At 71.5% G+C, this 19,903-nt stretch carries 16 protein-coding genes and 1 tRNA gene; 4 read left to right on the top strand and 13 right to left on the bottom strand.

What is annotated here, in order from left to right; translation table 11 throughout:
• Nucleotides 1-9: 9 nt before the first annotated feature.
• Nucleotides 10-1,248 (bottom strand): ROK family protein, encoded by a 1,239-nt coding sequence (locus tag AC3AGO_RS20700; protein WP_487821714.1) that lies wholly within the window; start codon nucleotides 1,246-1,248, stop codon nucleotides 10-12.
• Nucleotides 1,249-1,445: 197 nt separating this feature from the next.
• Between AC3AGO_RS20700 and AC3AGO_RS20695 the strand changes: the two genes are divergently transcribed.
• Complete coding sequence (locus AC3AGO_RS20695; protein ID WP_487821713.1) at nucleotides 1,446-2,618, top strand: Gfo/Idh/MocA family protein; 1,173 nt, start codon at nucleotides 1,446-1,448, stop codon at nucleotides 2,616-2,618.
• Nucleotides 2,619-2,620: 2 nt separating this feature from the next.
• Entirely contained in the window at nucleotides 2,621-3,544 is a 924-nt protein-coding gene (locus tag AC3AGO_RS20690; protein ID WP_487821712.1) for a sugar phosphate isomerase/epimerase family protein, read from the top strand.
• A 133-nt stretch (nucleotides 3,545-3,677) separates the two neighbouring features.
• Here the strand turns inward: AC3AGO_RS20690 and AC3AGO_RS20685 are convergent.
• Nucleotides 3,678-3,760, bottom strand: a tRNA-Leu gene (locus AC3AGO_RS20685).
• A gap of 438 nt (nucleotides 3,761-4,198) precedes the next feature.
• Between AC3AGO_RS20685 and AC3AGO_RS20680 the strand changes: the two genes are divergently transcribed.
• Both AC3AGO_RS20680 and AC3AGO_RS20675 read left to right on the top strand, forming a co-directional pair.
• Complete coding sequence (locus tag AC3AGO_RS20680; RefSeq protein WP_487821711.1) at nucleotides 4,199-4,987, top strand: ABC transporter ATP-binding protein; 789 nt, start codon at nucleotides 4,199-4,201, stop codon at nucleotides 4,985-4,987.
• 80 nt (nucleotides 4,988-5,067) lie between these two features.
• Nucleotides 5,068-7,647 carry an ABC transporter permease gene (locus tag AC3AGO_RS20675; protein WP_487821710.1) on the top strand — a complete coding sequence of 860 codons (2,580 nt, stop codon included), beginning with the start codon at nucleotides 5,068-5,070 and terminating at the stop codon, nucleotides 7,645-7,647.
• A gap of 296 nt (nucleotides 7,648-7,943) precedes the next feature.
• Here AC3AGO_RS20675 and AC3AGO_RS20670 read toward each other — a convergent pair whose 3' ends face one another.
• From AC3AGO_RS20670 to AC3AGO_RS20620, 11 genes are all read right to left on the bottom strand, one after another.
• Entirely contained in the window at nucleotides 7,944-9,248 is a 1,305-nt protein-coding gene (locus AC3AGO_RS20670; RefSeq protein ID WP_487824734.1) for a class I SAM-dependent methyltransferase, read from the bottom strand.
• A gap of 196 nt (nucleotides 9,249-9,444) precedes the next feature.
• Entirely contained in the window at nucleotides 9,445-10,893 is a 1,449-nt protein-coding gene (locus AC3AGO_RS20665; protein WP_487821709.1) for an NAD(P)/FAD-dependent oxidoreductase, read from the bottom strand.
• A gap of 433 nt (nucleotides 10,894-11,326) precedes the next feature.
• Nucleotides 11,327-12,286 (bottom strand): Ppx/GppA phosphatase family protein, encoded by a 960-nt coding sequence (locus AC3AGO_RS20660; protein ID WP_487821708.1) that lies wholly within the window; start codon nucleotides 12,284-12,286, stop codon nucleotides 11,327-11,329.
• A complete protein-coding gene (locus AC3AGO_RS20655; protein WP_487821707.1) occupies nucleotides 12,283-12,831 on the bottom strand; it encodes a DUF501 domain-containing protein in 549 nt (182 codons plus the stop codon). Before AC3AGO_RS20655 ends, AC3AGO_RS20660 begins: the two co-directional genes overlap by 4 nt.
• Nucleotides 12,832-12,916: 85 nt before the next feature.
• Nucleotides 12,917-13,387: an FtsB family cell division protein gene (locus tag AC3AGO_RS20650; protein ID WP_487821706.1), complete on the bottom strand. Its 471-nt coding sequence runs from the start codon at nucleotides 13,385-13,387 to the stop codon at nucleotides 12,917-12,919.
• 123 nt (nucleotides 13,388-13,510) lie between these two features.
• Nucleotides 13,511-14,791: a phosphopyruvate hydratase gene (gene eno / locus AC3AGO_RS20645; protein ID WP_487824733.1), complete on the bottom strand. Its 1,281-nt coding sequence runs from the start codon at nucleotides 14,789-14,791 to the stop codon at nucleotides 13,511-13,513.
• 217 nt (nucleotides 14,792-15,008) lie between these two features.
• A complete protein-coding gene (locus AC3AGO_RS20640) occupies nucleotides 15,009-15,656 on the bottom strand; it encodes a transglycosylase family protein (RefSeq protein ID WP_487821705.1) in 648 nt (215 codons plus the stop codon).
• Nucleotides 15,657-15,871: 215 nt separating this feature from the next.
• Nucleotides 15,872-16,831 (bottom strand): transglycosylase family protein, encoded by a 960-nt coding sequence (locus AC3AGO_RS20635; RefSeq protein ID WP_487821704.1) that lies wholly within the window; start codon nucleotides 16,829-16,831, stop codon nucleotides 15,872-15,874.
• Nucleotides 16,832-17,010: 179 nt separating this feature from the next.
• On the bottom strand, nucleotides 17,011-18,393 hold the full coding sequence (locus AC3AGO_RS20630; protein WP_487821703.1) for a cytochrome P450 family protein: 1,383 nt from the start codon (nucleotides 18,391-18,393) through the stop codon (nucleotides 17,011-17,013).
• A 108-nt stretch (nucleotides 18,394-18,501) separates the two neighbouring features.
• A complete protein-coding gene (locus AC3AGO_RS20625) occupies nucleotides 18,502-19,404 on the bottom strand; it encodes a lysoplasmalogenase (protein WP_487821702.1) in 903 nt (300 codons plus the stop codon).
• 130 nt (nucleotides 19,405-19,534) lie between these two features.
• Entirely contained in the window at nucleotides 19,535-19,885 is a 351-nt protein-coding gene (locus AC3AGO_RS20620; RefSeq protein ID WP_487821701.1) for a DUF6479 family protein, read from the bottom strand.
• Nucleotides 19,886-19,903: the final 18 nt, after the last annotated feature.

The raw sequence follows: 19,903 nt of genomic DNA, 5'->3' as shown, positions 1-19,903 counted from the left end.
CTTCAGGACTCAGCGGGCTGTCATGAGGTCGGTGATTCCCGAGGGGGACAGCGCGTGTTCCAGGCCGGTTACCGTGCCGCCGGCCAGGCCCGCCGCGCGGCCCAGCGCGCTGTGGGTCAGGGACAGATGGCGGGTGGCCAGGGGCAGGGCCCGCCGGTACACGACGCTGCGCACTCCGGCGAGGAGATCGTCGCTGGCGGCGGTGATGAGACCGCCGAGGACGATCGTCTTCGGGTTGTAGAAGTGCACCAGCATGGCGACGACTTCGCCGATCGTCTCGGCGGCGGAGCGCACCAGCCGTACCGCCGTGGGGTCGCCGTCCCGCAGCAGCCGTGCCAGGTCCTCTATCGACTCGGCCCCGCCGGGACCCGGCCCGTCCTGCTCGGCCCGGAGCCGCCGCAGCACGGCGCCGGCGGAGGCGACGGCCTCGACGCAGCCGACGTTGCCGCACTGGCACACGACGTCGTCCGCTCCGGGCACCCGCATGTGCCCGATGTCGCCCGCCGCGCCGTCGGAGCCGCCGTGCAGCTGCCCGTCGGCGGAGATGATGCCGCCGCCGATGCCCGTACCGGTCTTGAGGAACAGCAGGGGCGCGGCGTCGGCGGGGAGCGCCCGGGCCTCGCCGAGGGCCATGAGGTTCACGTCGTTGTCCACGACGACCGCGCAGGAGAACCGCTCGCCGAGGGTCCGGCCCACGGGGAAGCTGTCCCAGCCCGGCATGATCGGCGGGCGTACGGGCACCCCCGCCTGCGAGTCGACCGGGCCCGGCAACCCGGCCACCAGCGCCCGCACTTCGGACGGGTCGACCCCCGACGTACGGAGCAGGCCGCGGAGTTGCTCCGTGAGTTCGTCCAGCGCCCGTTCCGGGCCGAGGGCGATGTCGACGGCGACCTGCTCCTCGGCCAGCAGGTTCTGCCCGAGGTCGGCGACGGCCAGCCGGGTGGTGTTGACGCCGACGTCGGCGACCAGGACCACCCCGGCGCGCGCGGCGAGGGCCAGCCGCTGCGCGGGACGCCCGCGTCCTCCGTTGCCCGCGGCGCCCGACTCGACGACCACGCCCGAGGCGAGGAGCGCCTCCAGGTGCGTGTTGACCGTCGAGCGGGCCAGACCCGTGGCCCGTACGAGCTCCACTCTGCTGTCCGCGGCGCCCGAGGCGATCAGCCGCGCCAGCGAGCTGTACACGAGGCTGCCGTCGGCCCGCCCGGACATCCTCGGCACGGCCAGCCGCACCGGATTCCAGCCCTCCATCACACTGCCCCCTGCCCTCTCCGCATCAACTGCCCCGCTCCGCACCGGCATTGTCTTCTCCGCTCCCCTATTTATGACTGAGAAGAACTTAAATCGGGGCTCTTGTGTACGTAAAGCCAGCGTCCTTATGTTGACGAGGTCGAAATCCGGGCGTGCGGCCCGTACTTCAGAACCTCTTCCGCGGAAGGAGGCTCCGTGTGAGCCCAGATCCCGCTTCCGGGCATCCGGCCCCTTCGGAAGCCCGGCCTCCACGCAGGCGGGTCGCGATCCTCGGCGCCGGGATGATCGCCTCGGTGCACCGGAGGGCCGCGCTGCTGGCCGGCGCCGAAGTGACCGGCGTACTGGCCTCGTCGGCACGCAGGTCGCGCCAAGTGGCCGACGAGTGGCGGCTGGGCACCGCGTACGCCGGTCTCGACGAGGTGCTCGCCGACGACCGGGTCGACGTCGTCCACATCTGCACCCCCAACGCCACGCACGCGCCGTTCGCCGAGGCCGCGCTGCGGGCCGGCAAGCACGTGGTGTGCGAGAAGCCGCTCGGCGTCGCGCCCGAGGAGGCCGAGCGGATGGCCGAACTCGCCGCGGACAGCGGGCTGGTGGCCACGGTGCCGTTCGTGTACCGCTACCACCCGATGGTCCGCGAGCTCCGCGCCCGGCGGCAGGCGGGCGAGTTCGGCGAGTGGCATCTGCTGCACGGCAGCTATCTGCAGGACTGGATGCTCTCCCCCGACGCCTCCGGCTGGCGCGTGGACCCCCGACTGGGCGGCGCCTCCCGGGCGTTCGCCGACATCGGCTCGCACTGGTGCGATCTCGTCGAGTGGGTCTCCGGCGAGCAGTTCGCCGAACTGTTCGCCGCGACCTCCGTCGCCGTACCGCACAGACCGGCCGCGGGCGGCCCGGCGTTCTCCTCACCCGCACGGGACGCGGAGGCGCCCCGGGTGGAGGTGGCCACGGAGGACGCGGCGGCCCTGCTGCTGCGCACCGCCGGCGGCGTACTGGCCTCGGCGACCGTCTCGCAGGTCTCGGCGGGGCGGAAGAACCGCCTCTGGTTCGAGCTCGACGGCGCGCAGGGCAGCGCCGTCTTCGACCAGGAAGCCCCGGAGTCGGTCTGGCTCGGCGGCCAGGACAGCAGCCGCGTCCTGGTCCGCGACACCGGCAGCGGCTCGGCCGAACAGCGTCGCCTCTCGCAGCTGCCCGCCGGCCACGCGCAGGGGTACGCGCAGTGCTTTGAAGCGTTCGTCGCGGACACCTACGCGGCGATCGACGGCGAAACCCCGGACGGACTCCCGACGTTCGCCGACGGGCTCCGCTCGGCGCGGCTCGTCGACGCCGTCCTCCGCTCCTCCCACAACGGCTCCTGGACAAAGGTCTGATCATGCAACTGGGAATGCTCACCGCCTGCCTTCCGCAGTGGACCCTGCGACAGATCGCGGAATGGGCCGAAGGCGCCGGCTACGAAGCGCTCGAGGTCGCCTGCTGGCCCGGCACCGGCGGCCGCGACTTCGAGGCCGCCCACCTGCCCGTCGCCGACTTCGGCCCGCGGGAGACCGAGGAGACCCTCGCCCTGTGCCGGCGGCACTCGCTGAACCTCTCGGCGCTGGCCTACTACGAGAACAACCTCCATCCGGACCCCGCGCGCCGCAAGGAGATCCACACCCACCTGCGGCACACCGTCGACACCGCGCAGGCGCTCGGCGTGCCGTACGTGGGGACCTTCATCGGCCGCGACTGGAACCGGTCCGTCGCCGACAACCTCGCCGAGGCCGAGCAGGTCTTCCCCGGCCTCGTCGAGTACGCCGGCGAGCGCGACGTGAAGATCATCATCGAGAACTGCGTCATGGAGGGCTGGCACCCCGACGGCTATCCGGGCAACCTCGCCTACTCGCCGGAGCTGTGGGAGTGGATGTTCTCCCTCGGCCTGTACCTCAACTGGGACCCCTCGCACCTGACTTGGATCGGCATCGACCCCGTCGAGACCATCGCCCCGTACGCCGACCGCATCGTGCACGCGCAGGCCAAGGACGTGGAGCTGCGGCCCCGCGACCGGCAGCGCTACGGCCACTTCGGTCCGGCCGTCGACCGCGGCGACAACCCCTGGGACATGGGCTGGTGGCGCTACCGCGTGCCCGGCCGCGGCCAGGTGGACTGGGGCCGCGTCGTGGACCGGCTGTACGAGCACGGCTTCACCGGCACGCTCTCCGTCGAGCACGAGGACCCCGTCTGGAGCGGCGACCCGCAGCGCGTCACCCAGGGCCTGACCATCGCCCACACCACACTGCGCCCGCACATCGTCGGCTGACACATACAGAATCGGCTGACCGGCGCAGGATCGGCTGACACAGGATCGGCCCTTACGGCCGGCGAGGGCATTCACGCCCCCGCCGGCCGTTTCGTATGCCGGGCCCCAGGGCGGGCTGCGTGGAGCGGTGGGGTGCCCGGAGCCGGACTTGAACCGGCACGGCCGTGAAGGCCAACGAGGTTTAAGCTCGTCGTGTCTGCATTCCACCATCCGGGCACCGGCTCCATGGCCGTGCCGCGCGCCCTCGCGCGCGCCCGGCCTGCCCCTTGAGCACGGGTACGTGCCTATCCAGCGTCGTCCCCCATACAGCGGAGCGACAGCTCGATGTTGTCTTATTTTATGGGCAACTGAGGATGCGTCAGCACTGCGCGCCCTCCTCGGAGGCCCCACGTCGGAGTGTCCGGGGTGCGAGGAATGACGGAAAGTCGCCGTCCGTACGTTCGGAACCTGGCGACAGGCGTGCGGTTACCGCGCTGTTACCGGAGGTTCACGGCCTCAGGGTCGCCGTCATCCCCAGGTATGACCGGCCGTCGCGGACGTACCTCGCAGGGCGGCCCCGGAAACCGGAGCGGGGGCTGATACCGGGGGCGGAAGGGGCCGGGAGGATAGGAGTGGCAAGAAGAGAACCACCCGTCCCGACAGGAGCACCCTCCAGTGACGACCACCATCAACCCCGGCGAGACCGCCGAATCCGCCCGCCCGGGCGTCGCCGCGGCGCGCGCCACGGATCTCTCCAAGGTCTACGGACAGGGCGAGACCAAGGTGGTCGCCCTGGACCAGGTCTCCGTGGAGTTCCGGCAGGCCGAGTTCACCGCGATCATGGGCCCGTCCGGCTCCGGCAAGTCGACCCTGATGCACTGCATGGCCGGTCTGGACAGCATCTCCAGCGGCAGCGCCCGTATAGGGGACACCGAGCTGACCGGTCTCAAGGACAAGAAGCTGACCCAACTGCGCCGCGACCGGATCGGGTTCATCTTCCAGGCGTTCAACCTGCTGCCCACGCTGAACGCCATCGAGAACATCACGCTCCCGATGGACATCGCCGGCCGTAAGCCGGACAAGCAGTGGGTGGAGCGCGTGATCGAGACCGTCGGTCTGTCGGAGCGGCTCAAGCACCGGCCGAACCAGCTGTCCGGCGGCCAGCAGCAGCGCGTCGCCGTCGCCCGGGCGCTGGCGAGCAAGCCGGAGATCATCTTCGGTGACGAGCCGACCGGCAACCTCGACTCCCGCTCCGGCGCCGAGGTGCTCGGCTTCCTGCGCAACTCGGTGCGCGAACTGGGCCAGACCGTCGTGATGGTCACCCACGACCCGGTCGCCGCCGCCTACGCGGACCGCGTCATCTTCCTCGCCGACGGCCGGATCGTCGACGACATGACCGGGCCGACCGCCGACTCGGTCCTGGAGCGGATGAAGGGCTTCGACGCCCGGGTGCGCACGAGCTGAGGGGCCGGACCCCCGCGCCCCCACCAGCCCGTACCGCCGCGCCCACCGCGCCGCGCCCACCCCACAGGGACTCAACGACCATGCTCCGTACAGCCTTGCGCAACGTCTTCGCGCACAAGGCCCGGCTGCTGATGACCGTGCTCGCCGTCATGCTCGGCGTCGCCTTCGTCTCCGGCACCCTGGTCTTCACCTCGACCATCTCCAACGCCCAGCAGAACGCCTCCGCCAAGGGCTACGACGGCACCGACCTCGCCGTCCGCACCACCGGCTCCGGCGGACAGCAGGCCGGCCCCGGCGGCGGCCAGGGCGGCCCCGGTCAGCAGGGCAAGGGGCCCGTGCTGACCCAGCAGACCCTCGGCAAGCTCAGCGATCTGCCCGGCGCGAAGTCCGCGACCGGCACCGTGAAGGGCTTCGCCGCGCTCGCCGACAAGCACGGCAAGCTCGTCGGCGACGGCTTCTCCTCCTCCGGCGCCAACTACGCGCCCGCGGACGGCAAGAAGACCGGCACCGACGCGCGGTACCCGATGAAGAGCGGGCACGCCCCGGAGCGCACCGGCGAGATCGCCATCGACTCCAAGACCGCACAGCGCACCGGCTACAAGGCGGGCGACACCGCCCGCCTCTCGGTCAACGGCCCGGTCAGCAAGGAGAAGATCACCGGCGTCTTCACCACCGACGACGGCCATGTCTCCGCGGGCGGCACCCTCGTCCTCTTCGACACGGCCACCGCGCAGAAGCTGTACGCGCAGCCCGGCACGTACGACCAGATCACGCTGCAGGCCGCGGACGGCACCGCGCAGGCGGAGCTCAAGTCCCAGGCGGAGAAGGTCCTTCCGGCGAAGACGGAGGCCGTCACCGGGCAGAAGCTCGCCGACGAGGAGTCGAAGGCGATCGAGCAGGGCATGAGCGGCATGCAGACCGCGCTGCTTGTGTTCGCCGGCATCGCGCTGTTCGTCGGCATCTTCATCATCGCCAACACGTTCACCATGCTGGTCGCCCAGCGCACCAAGGAGCTCGCGCTGCTCCGCGCGGTCGGCGCCAGCCGCCGCCAGGTGACCCGCTCCGTACGGTTCGAGGCGCTCGCCGTGGGCGCGGTCGCCTCCGTCGCCGGTCTCGCGGCCGGCATCGGCATCGGTGCCGGGATGCGCGCCCTGCTGCGCGCGTTCGGTACCGAACTCCCGGACGGCCCGCTCGTGGTGGACCCGTCCACGATCGTCGCGTCCCTCGTCACCGGCGTCGTGATCACGGTGCTGGCGGCCTGGCTGCCGGCCCGCCGCGCCGCGAAGGTCCCGCCGGTGGCGGCCATGGGCAGCGTGCACGCGCCGGCCACCACGCGCTCGCTCGTCGTACGGAACACCATCGGCGCGCTGCTCTCGGCCGCGGGTGTGGCGTTCGTGCTGTACGCCTCGGGGCTGGACTCCGTGGACGACGGCAAGGCCCCCATGGCACTGGGCGCCGGGCTGCTGGTGATCGGCGTGTTCGTGCTGACGCCGCTGCTGTCCCGGCCGCTGATCGCCGCCGCCTCGCCGGTACTCCGCCTCTTCGGGGTGTCCGGCAAGCTCGCCCGCCAGAACGCCGTACGGAACCCGCGGCGCACCGCCGCCACGGCCTCGGCGCTGATGATCGGGCTGACGCTGATCACCGGTATGACGGTGATCGCGGGCAGTGTGCAGCAGGGCATCGACAAGATGGCCACGGAGGCGCTGAAGGCCGACTACACGGTGAGCATGGCCAACATGTCGCCGCTGTCGCCCGAGGTCGAGAAGAAGCTGGCCGAGGACGACAAGGTCGAGGCGGTCAGCCCGCTGCGCAACTCGCCCGCGCAGGTGGGCGGTTCGACCGAGTACCTGACCGGTGTGAACGGCAAGGACATCGGCGAACTCACCAGCCTGGACTTCACCCACGGCGGCTGGGAGGGCCTCAGCGGCGACAAGGCCGTGGTGGACGACAAGACCGCGAAGTCGCACGGCTGGAAGGCCGGTTCGACGGTCCCCGTCACCTACCAGGACGGCAAGAAGGGCAAGCTGACCCTCACCGGCATCTACACCGGCAACGAGATGATCAAGGGGATCATGCTCGACACCGGCACGCTGACGCCGCACATCGCGCAGCCGACGGACATGCAGGTGATGGTCAAGACGAAGGGCGGCCCGAGCGAGTCGGCGCAGAGCGCGCTGGAGAAGACCCTCGGCAACAACCCGGCCGTCCAGGTCCAGGACAAGCAGGACATCTCCAACAGCATCGCGCAGATCTTCACGCTGCTGCTGAACATGCTGTACGGGCTGCTCGCGATGGCCGTGATCGTCGCCGTGCTGGGTGTGGTCAACACCCTGGCCATGTCGGTCTTCGAGCGCTCCCAGGAGATCGGGATGCTCCGCGCGATCGGCCTCGACCGCGCCCGTATCAAGCGGATGGTGCGGCTGGAATCACTGGTGATCTCGCTCTTCGGCGGGGTGCTGGGGATCGGGCTCGGCGTCTTCTTCGGCTGGTCGGCGGGTGAGCTGATCGGTTCGGCGATGCCGACGTACGAGATGGTGCTTCCCTGGGGCCGGATGGGCCTGTTCATCGCCCTCGCGGCGGTCGTGGGCGTCCTCGCGGCGCTCTGGCCCGCACGGCGGGCCGCGAAGCTCAACATGCTCGCCGCCATCAAGTCCGAGTAGCCCCGCCCCTTTTCCGGCCACGGGCCCGGCACCCCTTCGCGGGGGTGCCGGGCCCGAGTGCTTTCCCGCCGCGGCGGCGAGTCGTCCGGCGGGGCCGGCCGGCGGTGTCAGCGCGGCGCGCGCTCAGACCGCCGGCCCGGCCCGCTCAACTCCCCTCCCGCTGCGGCGGGAAGGATGAGAACCCGGCCCCTCACGGGCACGCCGCTGCGGCGGAAGGGCGGCCCTCACAGGGCCCCTGCGGCGGAAGGATGGCGCCTCATGGGGCCGCCCCGGAGAAGCCGGGCCCCTCGGGGCCCCTACGCCGTGAGCCACTCTCGGGTGCGGCGCGGGAGGTTCGAGGTGCCGGACTCCGGTGTACGGACGGCGAGGATCTGGTTGACGCCGATGCGGTTGCGCTCGAAGGCGAGCGCCGACGCGGCCATGTAGAGCCGCCACACCCGCGCCCGCCCCGGCGAGGTCAGCTGCGCGGCGCGGCCGAAGTCCGCCTCCAGGTTCGCGACCCAGGCGCGCAGCGTCAGCGCGTAGTGCTCCCGGATCGACTCCAGGTCCCGGACCTCGAATCCGGCGTCCTCCAGCAGCGTCACGGTCCGCCCGACCGGCGCGAGCTCCCCGTCGGGGAACACGTACCGGTCGATGAACTCGTCCACCGTGTACGAGGATTCGTCCGCCAGCGGCCGCCGCGCGATCTGATGGTTCAGCAGCCGGCCGCCGGGCTTCAGCAGCCCGTACAGGTCGTCCGCGTACTCGCGGTAGCGCGCCGCGCCGACGTGCTCGGCCATGCCGATCGACGAGATGGCGTCGTACGGGCCGTCGGGGATCTGCCGGTAGTCCTGGACGCGGATCTCCACCCGCTCCGTCAGCCCCTCCTCGGCGATCCTCTTGCGCGCGTACGCGGCCTGCTCCTGGGAGAGCGTCACGCCCACGGCGCTCACGCCGTACTCGCGGGCCGCGTGCAGCACCATGCCGCCCCAGCCGCAGCCGACGTCCAGCAGCCGCTGCCCCTCCTTCAGCGCCAGCTTGCGGCAGATCAGGTCGAGCTTGTCGTGCTGCGCGTCCTCCAGGCTGCCGCCGTCCGGCCAGTAGCCGCACGAGTAGACCATGCTCGGGCCGAGGACGAGCGAGTAGAAGTCGTTGCCGACGTCGTAGTGGTGGCTGATGGCCTCGCGGTCGCGGCGCAGCGTGTGCCGGAGGCCGCCGCGCTTGCGGGCCTCCTCGGGAGGCGGCGGGGGCGGCGGCAACGGCCGCGCCATGCCGATCAGTTCACGCCCGGCGGCCCGTACGTCGGGGTCGCGGAGCATCGCCAGGAGTCCCCTGGCATCCTCCCGGTCGTCGCCCTTCTCCCAGATGAGCTCGGCGAGCAGATCCAGCGCCCGGTAGAGGTCGCCGTCGACGTCGATCTCGCCCGCCACCCAGGCGCGGGCCAGGCCCAGCTCGCCCGGCCGCCACAGCAGTCGGCGCAGCGCCCGGCGGTCTCGGATGACGAGGACGGGCGCGCCCGGTGGACCGGATTCACTGCCGTCCCAGGCGCGGATGCGGACGGGCGGCGGACCCCCCAGCACCCTTGTGGCGAGAGCGGTGAGCCGCGACGCGGCGTCGACCATGGCGCGCACCTCCATGAGGAAAATGTGGTGTTGTCGTCCTTACGTAAACACCAACCCCCATCGGGCGCATGCCCGTTGCCAGGCAAAGCCATGGTCAACTTCGCTGCGCAGAAGACCCGGTCGCGGCATGCCGAAGGGGCGTGAGCCCCACGGATGGCTCACGCCCCTTCGGCGTACGCGTTCAGCTGACCGGGTGTCAGCCGGCGTTCGCCTTCTGGTCCTTCTTGTCAGCAGCCTTCTTGTCGGCGGCCTTCTTGTCGGCGGCCGCGGCGGCGGTCGCGCCCTCGGCGCCGTCCTTCTTCGCGGAGGCGGCGGCCGTCACCGGAGCGGCAGCCTCGTAGAACTCCTCGCGCGGGCGCTCCATGGCGCCGAGCGAGACGACCTCACGCTTGAGGAACATGCCGAGCGTCCAGTCGGCGAAGACGCGGATCTTGCGGTTCCAGGTCGGCACCGCCATGCCGTGGTAGGCGCGGTGGAAGTACCACGCGAGCCGGCCCTTGAGCTTGATCTTGGTCTTGCCGACGACGATCATCGCGACGCCCTTGTGCAGGCCGAGGCCCGCGACGGCGCCCTTGTTGTGGTGCTTGTAGTCGGACTGCGGGAAGCCGCGCAGACCGGACACCACGTTGTCGCCGAGCACCTTCGCCTGCCGCAGCGCGTGCTGCGCGTTCGGCGGGCAGAAGGCCACCTCCTTGTCGGAGGCCAGGTCCGGCACCTGGGCGTTGTCGCCCGCGGCCCAGACGTAGTCCATGCCCTTGACCTGCATGGTCGCGTCGACGTCGACGTGGCCCTTCGGCCCGAGCGGGATACCGAAGCGGGACAGCGCCGGGTTCGGCTTCACACCGGCGGTCCACACGATGGTGTTGGAGTCGACCTCGAGGCCGTTCTTCAGCACGACGTGGCCGTCGACGCAGGAGTCCATCGAGGTGCTGAGGTAGACCTCCACACCGCGCTTCTTCAGGTGCTCGAGGCCGTACTCGCCGAGCTTCGGCCCGACCTCGGGAAGGATGAACGGCGCCGCGTCCACGAGCACGAAGCGCATGTCCTCGCGCTTGATGTTCGGGTAGTACTTCGCGGCGTCCCGGGCCATGTCCTCGATCTCGCCGATGGTCTCCGCTCCCGCGAAGCCACCGCCGACGAACACGAAGGTCAGCGCGCGGCGCCGGATCTCCTCGTCGGTGGTCGAGTCGGCCTTGTCCAGCTGCTCCAGTACGTGATTGCGCAGGCCGATGGCCTCCTCGACGCCCTTCATGCCGATGCCGTTCTCGGCCAGGCCGGGGATCGGGAAGGTGCGGGAGACCGCGCCCATCGCGACAACGAGGTAGTCGAAGGGCAGCTCGTACGCCTCTCCCACGAGCGGCGTGATCGCCGCGACCTTGCGGTCCTGGTCGATGGTCGTGACACGACCGGTCAGGACCTCGGCCTTGGGGAGCACGCGGCGCAGCGGCACCACGACGTGGCGCGGAGAGATGCTGCCTGCGGCGGTTTCGGGAAGGAAGGGCTGGTACGTCATGTACGAGCGCGGGTCGACGACGGTGACGGTCGCCTCGCCGTACCGCATCTTCTTGAGGATGCGCCGTGCTGCGTACAAGCCGACATACCCGCCACCTACGACGAGGATTCGGGGACGCTCCGTGGTGCTCATGAATTCGAGTATCCACCCCCTTCCGGGGGTTACTTCGTGAGGGCCTTCACAAGCACTGGCGGCCCCTCTGCTACACTGCGCCACCCCCGTGACGGAGCCCACACTGCCGCGAGGGAACCAGTGGGCCTCACAAGCCGTTGAAAGCCGCTGTGAGCTGCACGGACAGCGTGCGTCACGGGGTATACCAGTCGCCGCTTCCGCCGCGTCGCGCCACGAGCCGGACGATCATTGCCCTGAGCTTGGACCGCCTGACGGACCCTTATCCCGGGCTTACGGGTGTGATGTGCGCCGGACAAGGCGCTTTCCCATGTGAAGAAATTCACGAAGGTTCTCGCACGACCCGCGCGCCGGTCCCCGCAGCGCGTCGAGTATGTCTACCAAGAGAGTCAGCGCCCGCTCAACTGAGTTCTCGAGCGGGCGCTTTCCGACCCCGTCAGGCCTCTCCTGCCACGTGCCAGGCGATGCCGTCGAGGATGTCGTGTTCGCTGACGACGACCTCGTCGGCGCCGGTCCGCTCCATGAGCGAAAGGAGCACCAGGGCACCGGCGTTGATGACGTCGACGCGGCCCGGGTGCATCACCGGGATCGCCGCGCGCTCGTCGTGGGTCGCGGCCAGCAGCCGCTCCGTGATCTCCCTCACCTGCGCGATGCCGACGCGGGAGTGGTGGATCGCGGCGGAGTCGTACGCGTCCAGGCCGAGGTGGATGGCGGCGAGGGTCGTCACCGTGCCGGCCAGCCCGACCAGGGTGCGGGCCTCGGTGAGCGGCACCGTCTTCGCCACGTCGTCCAGCGCGGCGGCGACGTCGTCCCGTACCGCCCGGATCTGCTCGGCGGACGGGGTCCCGGTGACCTCGCCGTCCCGGGTCAGATGGCGCTCGGTCATCCGGACGCAGCCGACGTCCACGCTGCGGGAGGCGCGGACGGCGTCGTCGCCGACGACGAACTCCGTGGAGCCGCCGCCGATGTCCACGACCAGGTACGGCTTCTCCAGGTCGGTGCGCCCGGTGAGTTCCTTGGTGGCGCCGGTGAAGGAGAACTCGGCCTCCTGCTCACCGGTGATCACCTCGGGTTCGACGCCGAGGAGGTCCAGCACGCCGCGTACGAACTCGTCGCGGTTCTCCGCGTCCCGGGAGGCGGAGGTGGCGACGAAGCGGAGGCGTTCCGCCGGCACCCCGTGCTCCTTTATCGCCCCGGCGTACTGCCGGCAGGCGGCGAAGGTGCGCTCCAGCGCCTCGGGCGCGAGCCGGCCCGTACGGTCCACGTCCTGGCCGAGCCGGACGATCTCCATCCGGCGGTCCAGTTCCTTGAGTTCGCCCGTGGCCGGATCCAGATCGGCGATCAGCAGGCGGATGGAGTTGGTGCCGCAGTCGATGGCGGCGACGCGCGTGCTCACTCGTTCTCCTCGGTGTCGGCTGTCCCGTTGCCCGGGACCGTGGCGCACGGCCCCTTCCGCCACCACTCGGGCAGCATCGCGATCGCCTCGTCGCCCAGCGGGTTCACGCCGGGCCCGGCGACCAGCGAGTGCGCGACGAGCACGTGCAGGCACTTCACGCGGTCCGGCATGCCGCCGGCGCTGGGGAAGCCGACGAGCTCCTCGATGGCGTCGCGGCGGGCGATGTAGTCCTCGTGCGCGGCGCGGTACGCGGCGGCCAGCTCGGGGTCCTGCGCGAGCCGCTCGGTCATCTCCTTCATCACGCCGTCCGCCTCCAGCGTGCCGATCGAGGACGCGGCGCGCGGGCAGGTCAGATAGTAGGTCGTCGGGAACGGCGTGCCGTCCTCCAGCCGCGGCGCCGTCTCGACGACGTCGGGCAGCCCGCAGGGGCAGCGGTGCGCGATGCAGCGCAGCCCGCGGGGCGGACGGCCCAACTGCTCCTTGAAGGCGGCGACATCCGCCTCTGTGGGCGGGGTGGGCTCGGTGAGCGGCGGGGGCGTGTCCATCGGTGCCTTCGGTAGCTGCGTGTCTGCGGTGTCTGGGAAAGCCGGTGTGTGCGGCTGTGCTTGCGGACTGTGGGGTGACGGCGCGTCAGCGGCTCTTGTCCGCCGTGTCCACGCCGTCCCAGAGGTTCTGGTACCAGGGCCGGTCGGCCGGCTGCTGGTCGGTGGGTGTCCTGGCACCCGCGGTGCCGTCGACGACGGTGTAGCCGGTCTCGCCGGGGCGCACGTAGTGCAGATGGCGGCGCGCCTGCTGCTCGACGTACGCCGGATCCTGCCAGCGTGCGCGCTCCTCGCGCAGCTCCTTGACCCGCTCGCGTGCGCGCTCGGCCTGCTGCTGCTGGTCGGCGATCTCGGAGCGCTGGGACACGTACTGGCGCATCGGGTAGGCGAGCGCCACGACGAGGGCGCACACCACCAGAGCCAGCAGCGCCGCTCTGCCGGTGAGCCGGGTCCGGACCGGCGTGCGCACCCTGCGGGTCTGCGCGCGGTAGACGCGCTCGGCCGCCTGGCTGCCGAGCGCCTTGAGCCGGGTCGCGGTGGAGAACCGATCCGCGGGCACGTTCCTCCCCTTGTGCTGTCTGCACTGCCTGTACGTACGTCCCCGTCACCGTAGGCGAACGGTGGCGGGGACGTACGCACTTGAGGCTGTGTCAGCCCAGGTGCCGCACCGGCGGGTGCGTGATCAGCCCTTGTAGCGCGGGAACGCGGTCCGGCCGGCGTACACCGCCGCGTCGTCGAGGATCTCCTCGATGCGCAGCAGCTGGTTGTACTTGGCGACGCGCTCGGAGCGGGCCGGGGCACCGGTCTTGATCTGGCCGCAGTTGGTGGCGACGGCCAGGTCGGCGATGGTGACGTCCTCGGTCTCGCCGGAGCGGTGGGACATCATGCACTTGAAGCCGTTGCGCTGGGCGAGCTCGACGGCGTCCAGGGTCTCGGTCAGCGAACCGATCTGGTTGACCTTGACCAGGAGGGAGTTGCCCGCGCCCTCCTCGATGCCGCGGGAGAGCCGCTCGGGGTTGGTGACGAACAGGTCGTCGCCGACCAGCTGCACCTTCTCGCCGATCTTCTCGGTGATGACGGTCCAGCCGGCCCAGTCGTCCTCGAACAGCGGGTCCTCGATGGAGACGAGCGGGTAGTCGTTGACCAGCTGCTCGTAGTACTCGGTCATCTCGGCGGCCGAGCGGTCCTTGCCCTCGAAGAGGTACTTGCCGTCCTTGTAGAACTCGGAGGCGGCGACGTCGAGGGCGAGGGCGATGTCCTGGCCGGGGGTGTAACCGGCCTTCTGGATCGCCTCGATGATCAGGTCGAGGGCCTCGCGGTTGGAGCCCAGGTTCGGCGCGAAGCCGCCCTCGTCGCCGAGGCCGGTGGCCAGACCGCGCTCCTTGAGCACGCTCTTCAGGGCGTGGTACGTCTCGGCGCCCCAGCGCACGGCCTCCGAGAAGGACTCGGCGCCGATCGGGGCGATCATGAACTCCTGGATGTCCACGTTCGAGTCCGCGTGGGACCCGCCGTTCAGGATGTTCATCATCGGGACCGGCAGCATGTGCGCGTTCGGGCCGCCGAGGTAGCGGAACAGGGGGAGGTCGCTGGCCTCCGAGGCGGCGTGCGCCACGGCGAGCGAGACGCCGAGGATGGCGTTCGCGCCGAGCGAGGACTTGTCGGCGGTGGCGTCCAGGTCGAACATCGCCTGGTCGATCAGGCGCTGCTCGGTGGCGTCATAGCCGACGAGCTCCGGGCCGATCTGCTCGATGACGGCGAGTACGGCCTTCTCGACACCCTTGCCGCCGTAGCGGGCGGTGTCGCCGTCACGGAGTTCGAGGGCCTCGAAGGCGCCGGTCGAGGCGCCGGACGGAACGGCAGCACGTCCGGTGCTGCCGTCGTCGAGGCCGACCTCGACCTCGACCGTGGGGTTGCCTCGCGAGTCGAGGATCTCGCGGGCTACGACGACGTCGATGGACGGCACGAGGATCTCCTTCTGGAAGAGTCTGGCGTTCTGCACCAGAGCCTAACCGCCCGCAGTCCGGTTCCCGGCGTCAGGCACAGCCGCGCCCTCGCCGTGCGCCGCCGTACGGTCCGGCACCGCGTCGTCACCGCTCTCGTGCCCGGCGCCGTTTTCCGGTGCCGTTCCGCGGGCGTTCCGGAGGCGTTCCCCCGGTGTTCCCGGCGCTGCCGCGCACCGGTCAGGCGCAGCCCCAGGCGCCCATGCCCTGCATCGAGGCGAGCTTGTCGGCGACGGCCATCTGCTCGTTCTTGGAGGCCATGTCGGCACGCGGCGCGTACTTGTCGCCGCCGGCGGCCTTCCAGCTGGAGGTGTCGAACTGCAGCCCGCCGTAGTAGCCGTTGCCGGTGTTGGCGCTCCAGTCGCCGCTGGACTCGCACTGGGCTATCTGCTCCCACTTGGCCGCGTTCGCGCTGCCCGCGGAGACCTGGGAACGGGCCTCGCCGCGGTCGGCGGCGGAGCTCTTGCGGGCCTCGGCGGCCTTCTTCGCCGCCTTCTCCTGCGCGGCCTTCTGCTCGGCGGCGCGCTTCTCGGCCTGCGCTGCCTGCCGTGCCTGTACGGCCTTGTCCTGCGCGGCGTCCGCGGCCCTGGCCCGGCTCTTCGCCTGGGCGGCGTCGATCTTGGCGTCCTTCGCGCGCTCCTGGACGGTGTCTGCCTGCGTACGTATCGACGAGGCGGAGGAGGCGGCCTCCTGGTCCGCGCCGACCGTCGCCGCGTGTGCGGCGCCCGCGGTCGCGAACGGAACCGCCAGGGCCAGCACCGTGCCGCCCGCCAGCTTGGCGATACGACGGTTACCGGTGCTCTGGCGGGTGGAGAGGTGGCCGGACATGGATCATCCTCGCAAGGCTGGGGTCGGGGTACGGTCCGCACTCGACTGAGGGCGAACTCGGTCGACCGTAGGGATGACTCCCAAAAGCCTCAAGGGGCGTACGACCCAAGACAAACCGGACACCTTGACAGGGTCACGTGTCCTTCCGTGCAGGTGAGCCACCCCGCCCGGCCCGGGCAAAAGTCCCGAACCGGACAGGGCGGCCGAGAGTCATGTCACAGCCGGAGGGACTGCCCGGGCCGGATCAGGTCCGGGTCGGAACCGACGACATCGCGGTTCTGCTCGTACAGACCGGTCCAGCCGTCCCGTACGCCGTGCTCCGCGGCGATCCCGGAGAGGGACTCGCCGGGCCGTACGCGGTACGTCCCGTCCGCGTCCTTGCCGTCGCCCTCGTCGCCGTCGCGGGCGTGGCCGCCGCGCGAGGGGTGCCCGTCGTGCTCGTGCTCGTCGGGCTGCCCGCGGTGCTTGCCGGTGCCTGTGCCGGTGCCGCTGTCCGCGCCGGAGCCCGTGCCGGAGTCCGCGCCGGGGTCGGTGCTGCTGTCGCCGGAGGGCTCTCCGGTGGGCTCGTCCGGCTGGCCGCTCTTGTCCGGCTGCTCCGCCGTGGGGCTGTCGCCCGGGCCGGGACTGTCACTCGGAGACGTCGTGTCGCTCGGGGCGGGGCTGTCGTCCGGGTCGGGGGCCGTGTCGCCCGTGGAGGGCGACGGGTCCGGGGACTCCGGCGTCGCGTCATCTGACGGGGCGTCGGAGGGCTCGTCCGACGGCTGGTGCGACGGCTCGTCCGTCGGCGCCGGGGACGCCTCGTCCGAGGGCGCGTCGGACGGCCCGCCGAGGATGCCGCCCGGGTCCACGTCGGGGGCCTGCGTCGAGTCCTCGGTGAGACCCGCGCCCACCGCGCAGTTGGGGAACGCCTGGATCCCGCTCTTGTCGAGGATCTTCTCCCCGACGGATATCTGCTGGCTGCGACTGGCGAGGTCGGGGCGCTCGGCGAAGTCCGTACCGCCGAACTCCTCCCAGGTGTCCAGCGGGAGCTGAAGACCGCCGTAGTAGCCGTTGTTCTCGTTGGCGCTCCACAGGCCGCCGCTCTCGCACTTGGCGACCTTGTCCCACGTCGCCCCGTCCGCGGCGTGTGCCCCGGTCGCCCCCAGCAGGGGCAGAGCGAGGCCCGCTCCCGTCACACCGGCGGTGACGAAAAGGGCGGGAGCCTGACGAGGGCGACGATGTCGACCGTTCCCGGAACGCATGGGGCGACCTCTCCTAGGGGCACACAAGTTGGCGCTCGAACGTAGCCTCGAACGATGGTCGTCACAAGACAATGTCGTGCAGATCACGTGACGGTCACATCCGTGACGCACCGTCAACTGACCGCCGAGTGCCCGCTCTCGGGTCCGCTCCCGGGTGTGCCCTTCGGACCGTTCTCGCCCGGATTCTCCGCAACCGGGCCGTACTCCACGGGCAGTGTGCGCAGCCCGCGCATGATGAGGCCGCCGCGCCAGCGCAGTTCGTCCGGATCCACGGCCAGCCGCAGGTCGGGGAGCCGGCGCAGCAGCGTCGCGAGCGCGGTCTGGCCCTCCAGCCGGGCGAGGGGCGCGCCGAGGCAGTAGTGGATGCCGTGCCCGTAGCCCACGTGCTGGTTGTCGCGCCGTCCGAGGTCCAGCACGTCGGGCTGGTCGAACTTCTCCGGGTCGCGGTCGGCGGCCGCGAGGACGACGAGTACGGGCTCGCCCTCCGCGATCGCCTCCCCGCCGATCTCCAGCGCTTCGGTGGCGAACCGCCACGTGGCGAGCTCCACCGGCCCGTCGTAGCGCAGGAGTTCCTCCACGGCGGTCTCCAGCAGCCCCGAGTCGCCGTCCGCGAGGGCCTGTTGGAGCCGGGCGCGTTCGGCGGGGTGGTCGAGCAGCGTGAGGGTGCCGTTGCCGATGAGGTTGACCGTGGTCTCGAATCCTGCGAAGAGCAGGATGAACGCCATGGCGGCGGCCTCGTTCTCGGTGAGGTGCTCGCCGTGGTCGCTCGCCCGGATCAGCGCGGAGATCAGGTCGTCGCCGAGCCCCAGGTCCGTACGCTTCCGGTGGATCAGCTCCGCCAGATAGCGCCGCATCTTCTTCACGGCCCGGCCGACGCCGCCCCGCGGGGCGTTGCCGTGCCGCAGCATCATGGCCGCCCAGTCGCGGAAGTCCGCCTGGTCCTCGGCGGGGACACCGAGCAGGTCGCAGATCGCGTAGATCGGCAGCGGGAACGCGAACTCGTGGATGAGGTCGGCCTCGCCGCGCTCCGGATCCTGCTGGCGGGCGACGATCGCGTCGATCAGCTGGTCCGTCAGTTCCTGCACGCGCGGCGCGAAGGCGTTCACGCGGCGCGGGGTGAACGCCTTGGAGACGAGCCGGCGCAGCCGCGTGTGGTCGGGCGGATCGATGTTCAGCAGATGGGTCATCAGGTTCGCGCTGCGCTCCCCCGGGATGCCGACCTTGCCCTTGCCGTGCGCGCCCTGCTCGCTGTGGTGGTGCGGGTTCTTGCTGAGCCGGGTGTCCGCGAGGGCCTCGCGCGCGTCGGCGTACCGGGTCACGAGCCAGGCGTCGACGCCGCTCGGGAGGGTGGCCTTGTGGACGGGCGCGTGTTCCCGCAGCCAGGCGTACGTCGGGTACGGGTCGGCTGCGAACTCCCAGCCGAACAAGGGGGGCATGGGTGGGACGGGCGTGGAGGTCTGGTCGTGCACCCCCTGACGGTATCGGGCCCCGCCCATGGGCGTTTGCGCAGTTCCCCGCGCCCCTTGTTGCGCCGTTCCCCGCGCCCCTGTTCGCGCTGTGCGGCTGCGGTTCCGCTGTGGTTTGCGCAGTTCCCCGCGCCCCTTTTACCGGGGTTCTCGGTGGGTCAGCCAGCCTGTGGTGATCAGGTATTGGCCTGTCAGGTAGCCGCCCATGATCAGGGGTTCCTGGCCGCGGAAGCGGTGGCCCGCGGCCTGGAGGCCGATCAGCGCGTCGGAGCCGAGGAACGCGGCGGCGCCCGCGCCCACCCTGCCGCCGACGCCGAGGGCCGCGGCCCCCATCGCGGTGAGGGCCAGGCTGTAGCCGGCGACCGGCAGCCGCATCCGGCGTTCCAGGCCGGGGGCCAGCACCGCGTTGGCCACGCCCCACGCCGCGAGGCAGCCGAGGGCCACCTTCGGGCGGGCGCGCAGGCCCCGTACGGCGCCCAACTCGCCCGCCATGCCCGCCGTATAGCTCAGCTGGGTACCGAGGAACGCGGCCATGCCCGTGAGGAAGGCGGGCTCCCGCTTGTCGAAGAGCAGCGCCGTGTCGCCCACCGCGGCGCAGGCGAGCCCCGCGACGAGGGGGCGCGGGGCGCGGCGGCGCAGCGCGTGCGTGGCGAGCGCCGGCATCAGCAGCGGCTTGGCCGCCCGTACGGGGCCGCGTGCCGTACTGCTGCGCGCCGTGGCCAGCAGATCGAGCGCGCCGAGCGCCCCGTACGCGACGAGCGCCCCGTTCCCGTGCCCGTCGGGCCGGGTCAGCCGGGCCACGGCGGCACCCAGCGAACGGGCGGCGCCCGCCCGGCCGTCGGACCCTGAGGGCTCCTGGGCCCGGTCCGGTGCGCCGGCCGCTCGCGCGGGCGCTTCGGCAGCCGGGGGTCCGCCGCCGAAGTCGACCGTCACGACGGAACCCTGTGAGTTCCCGGGCGCCGCGTCACGTACCGCCCCGTCCGCGCGCCCGTCCGCCGCGGCACTCCCCCGCACCCGCGCCCATATCGCCTTGATCGCCATGACGTGCAGTCTCACGGCGCCCCGTACACAGGGTCAACGGGTCTGCGCCGCAACCCCGTTCACACCGGAAGCCGCCCGCGCGCCGGGGGCGTGAGGTGGTCTTGAGTGCGAGGGGCTTGCCGGGGACGGGTCAGGTGTGGCCGGGGCCGCCGCTGCCGAAGCCGCCGCTGGAGCCCTCGTTCCAGCGCGGCGGCTCGTCGCTGTCCGCGTGCCGGGAGTCGACGCCGCCCAGCTCGGAGGGGAACCGGCGGACGCCGTCCCGCGGCACGTCCTCCGTCTCGCGGCGCTCCACCTGGTCACCGACGGGCTCGGTCGGGCCGAGCTCGCCGCGTTCCGAGGTGCGCATGTCGCCGCGGTCGCGCAGGCGCATGCCGTACACAACCGCCAGGATCAGGCCCGCGACGACGATCAGGCCGACCACGAACGGCGCGAGGCCGATCAGCAGATCACGAGCGTGCGACGAGGCAAGCTCGACGTTCATTGCGTACGTGTACATACC

It is taken from the genome of Streptomyces sp. BL1 (assembly GCF_057628045.1).
Note: the sequence above shows the minus strand (reverse complement) of the source record. Positions and strands in the feature narration are given on the sequence as shown.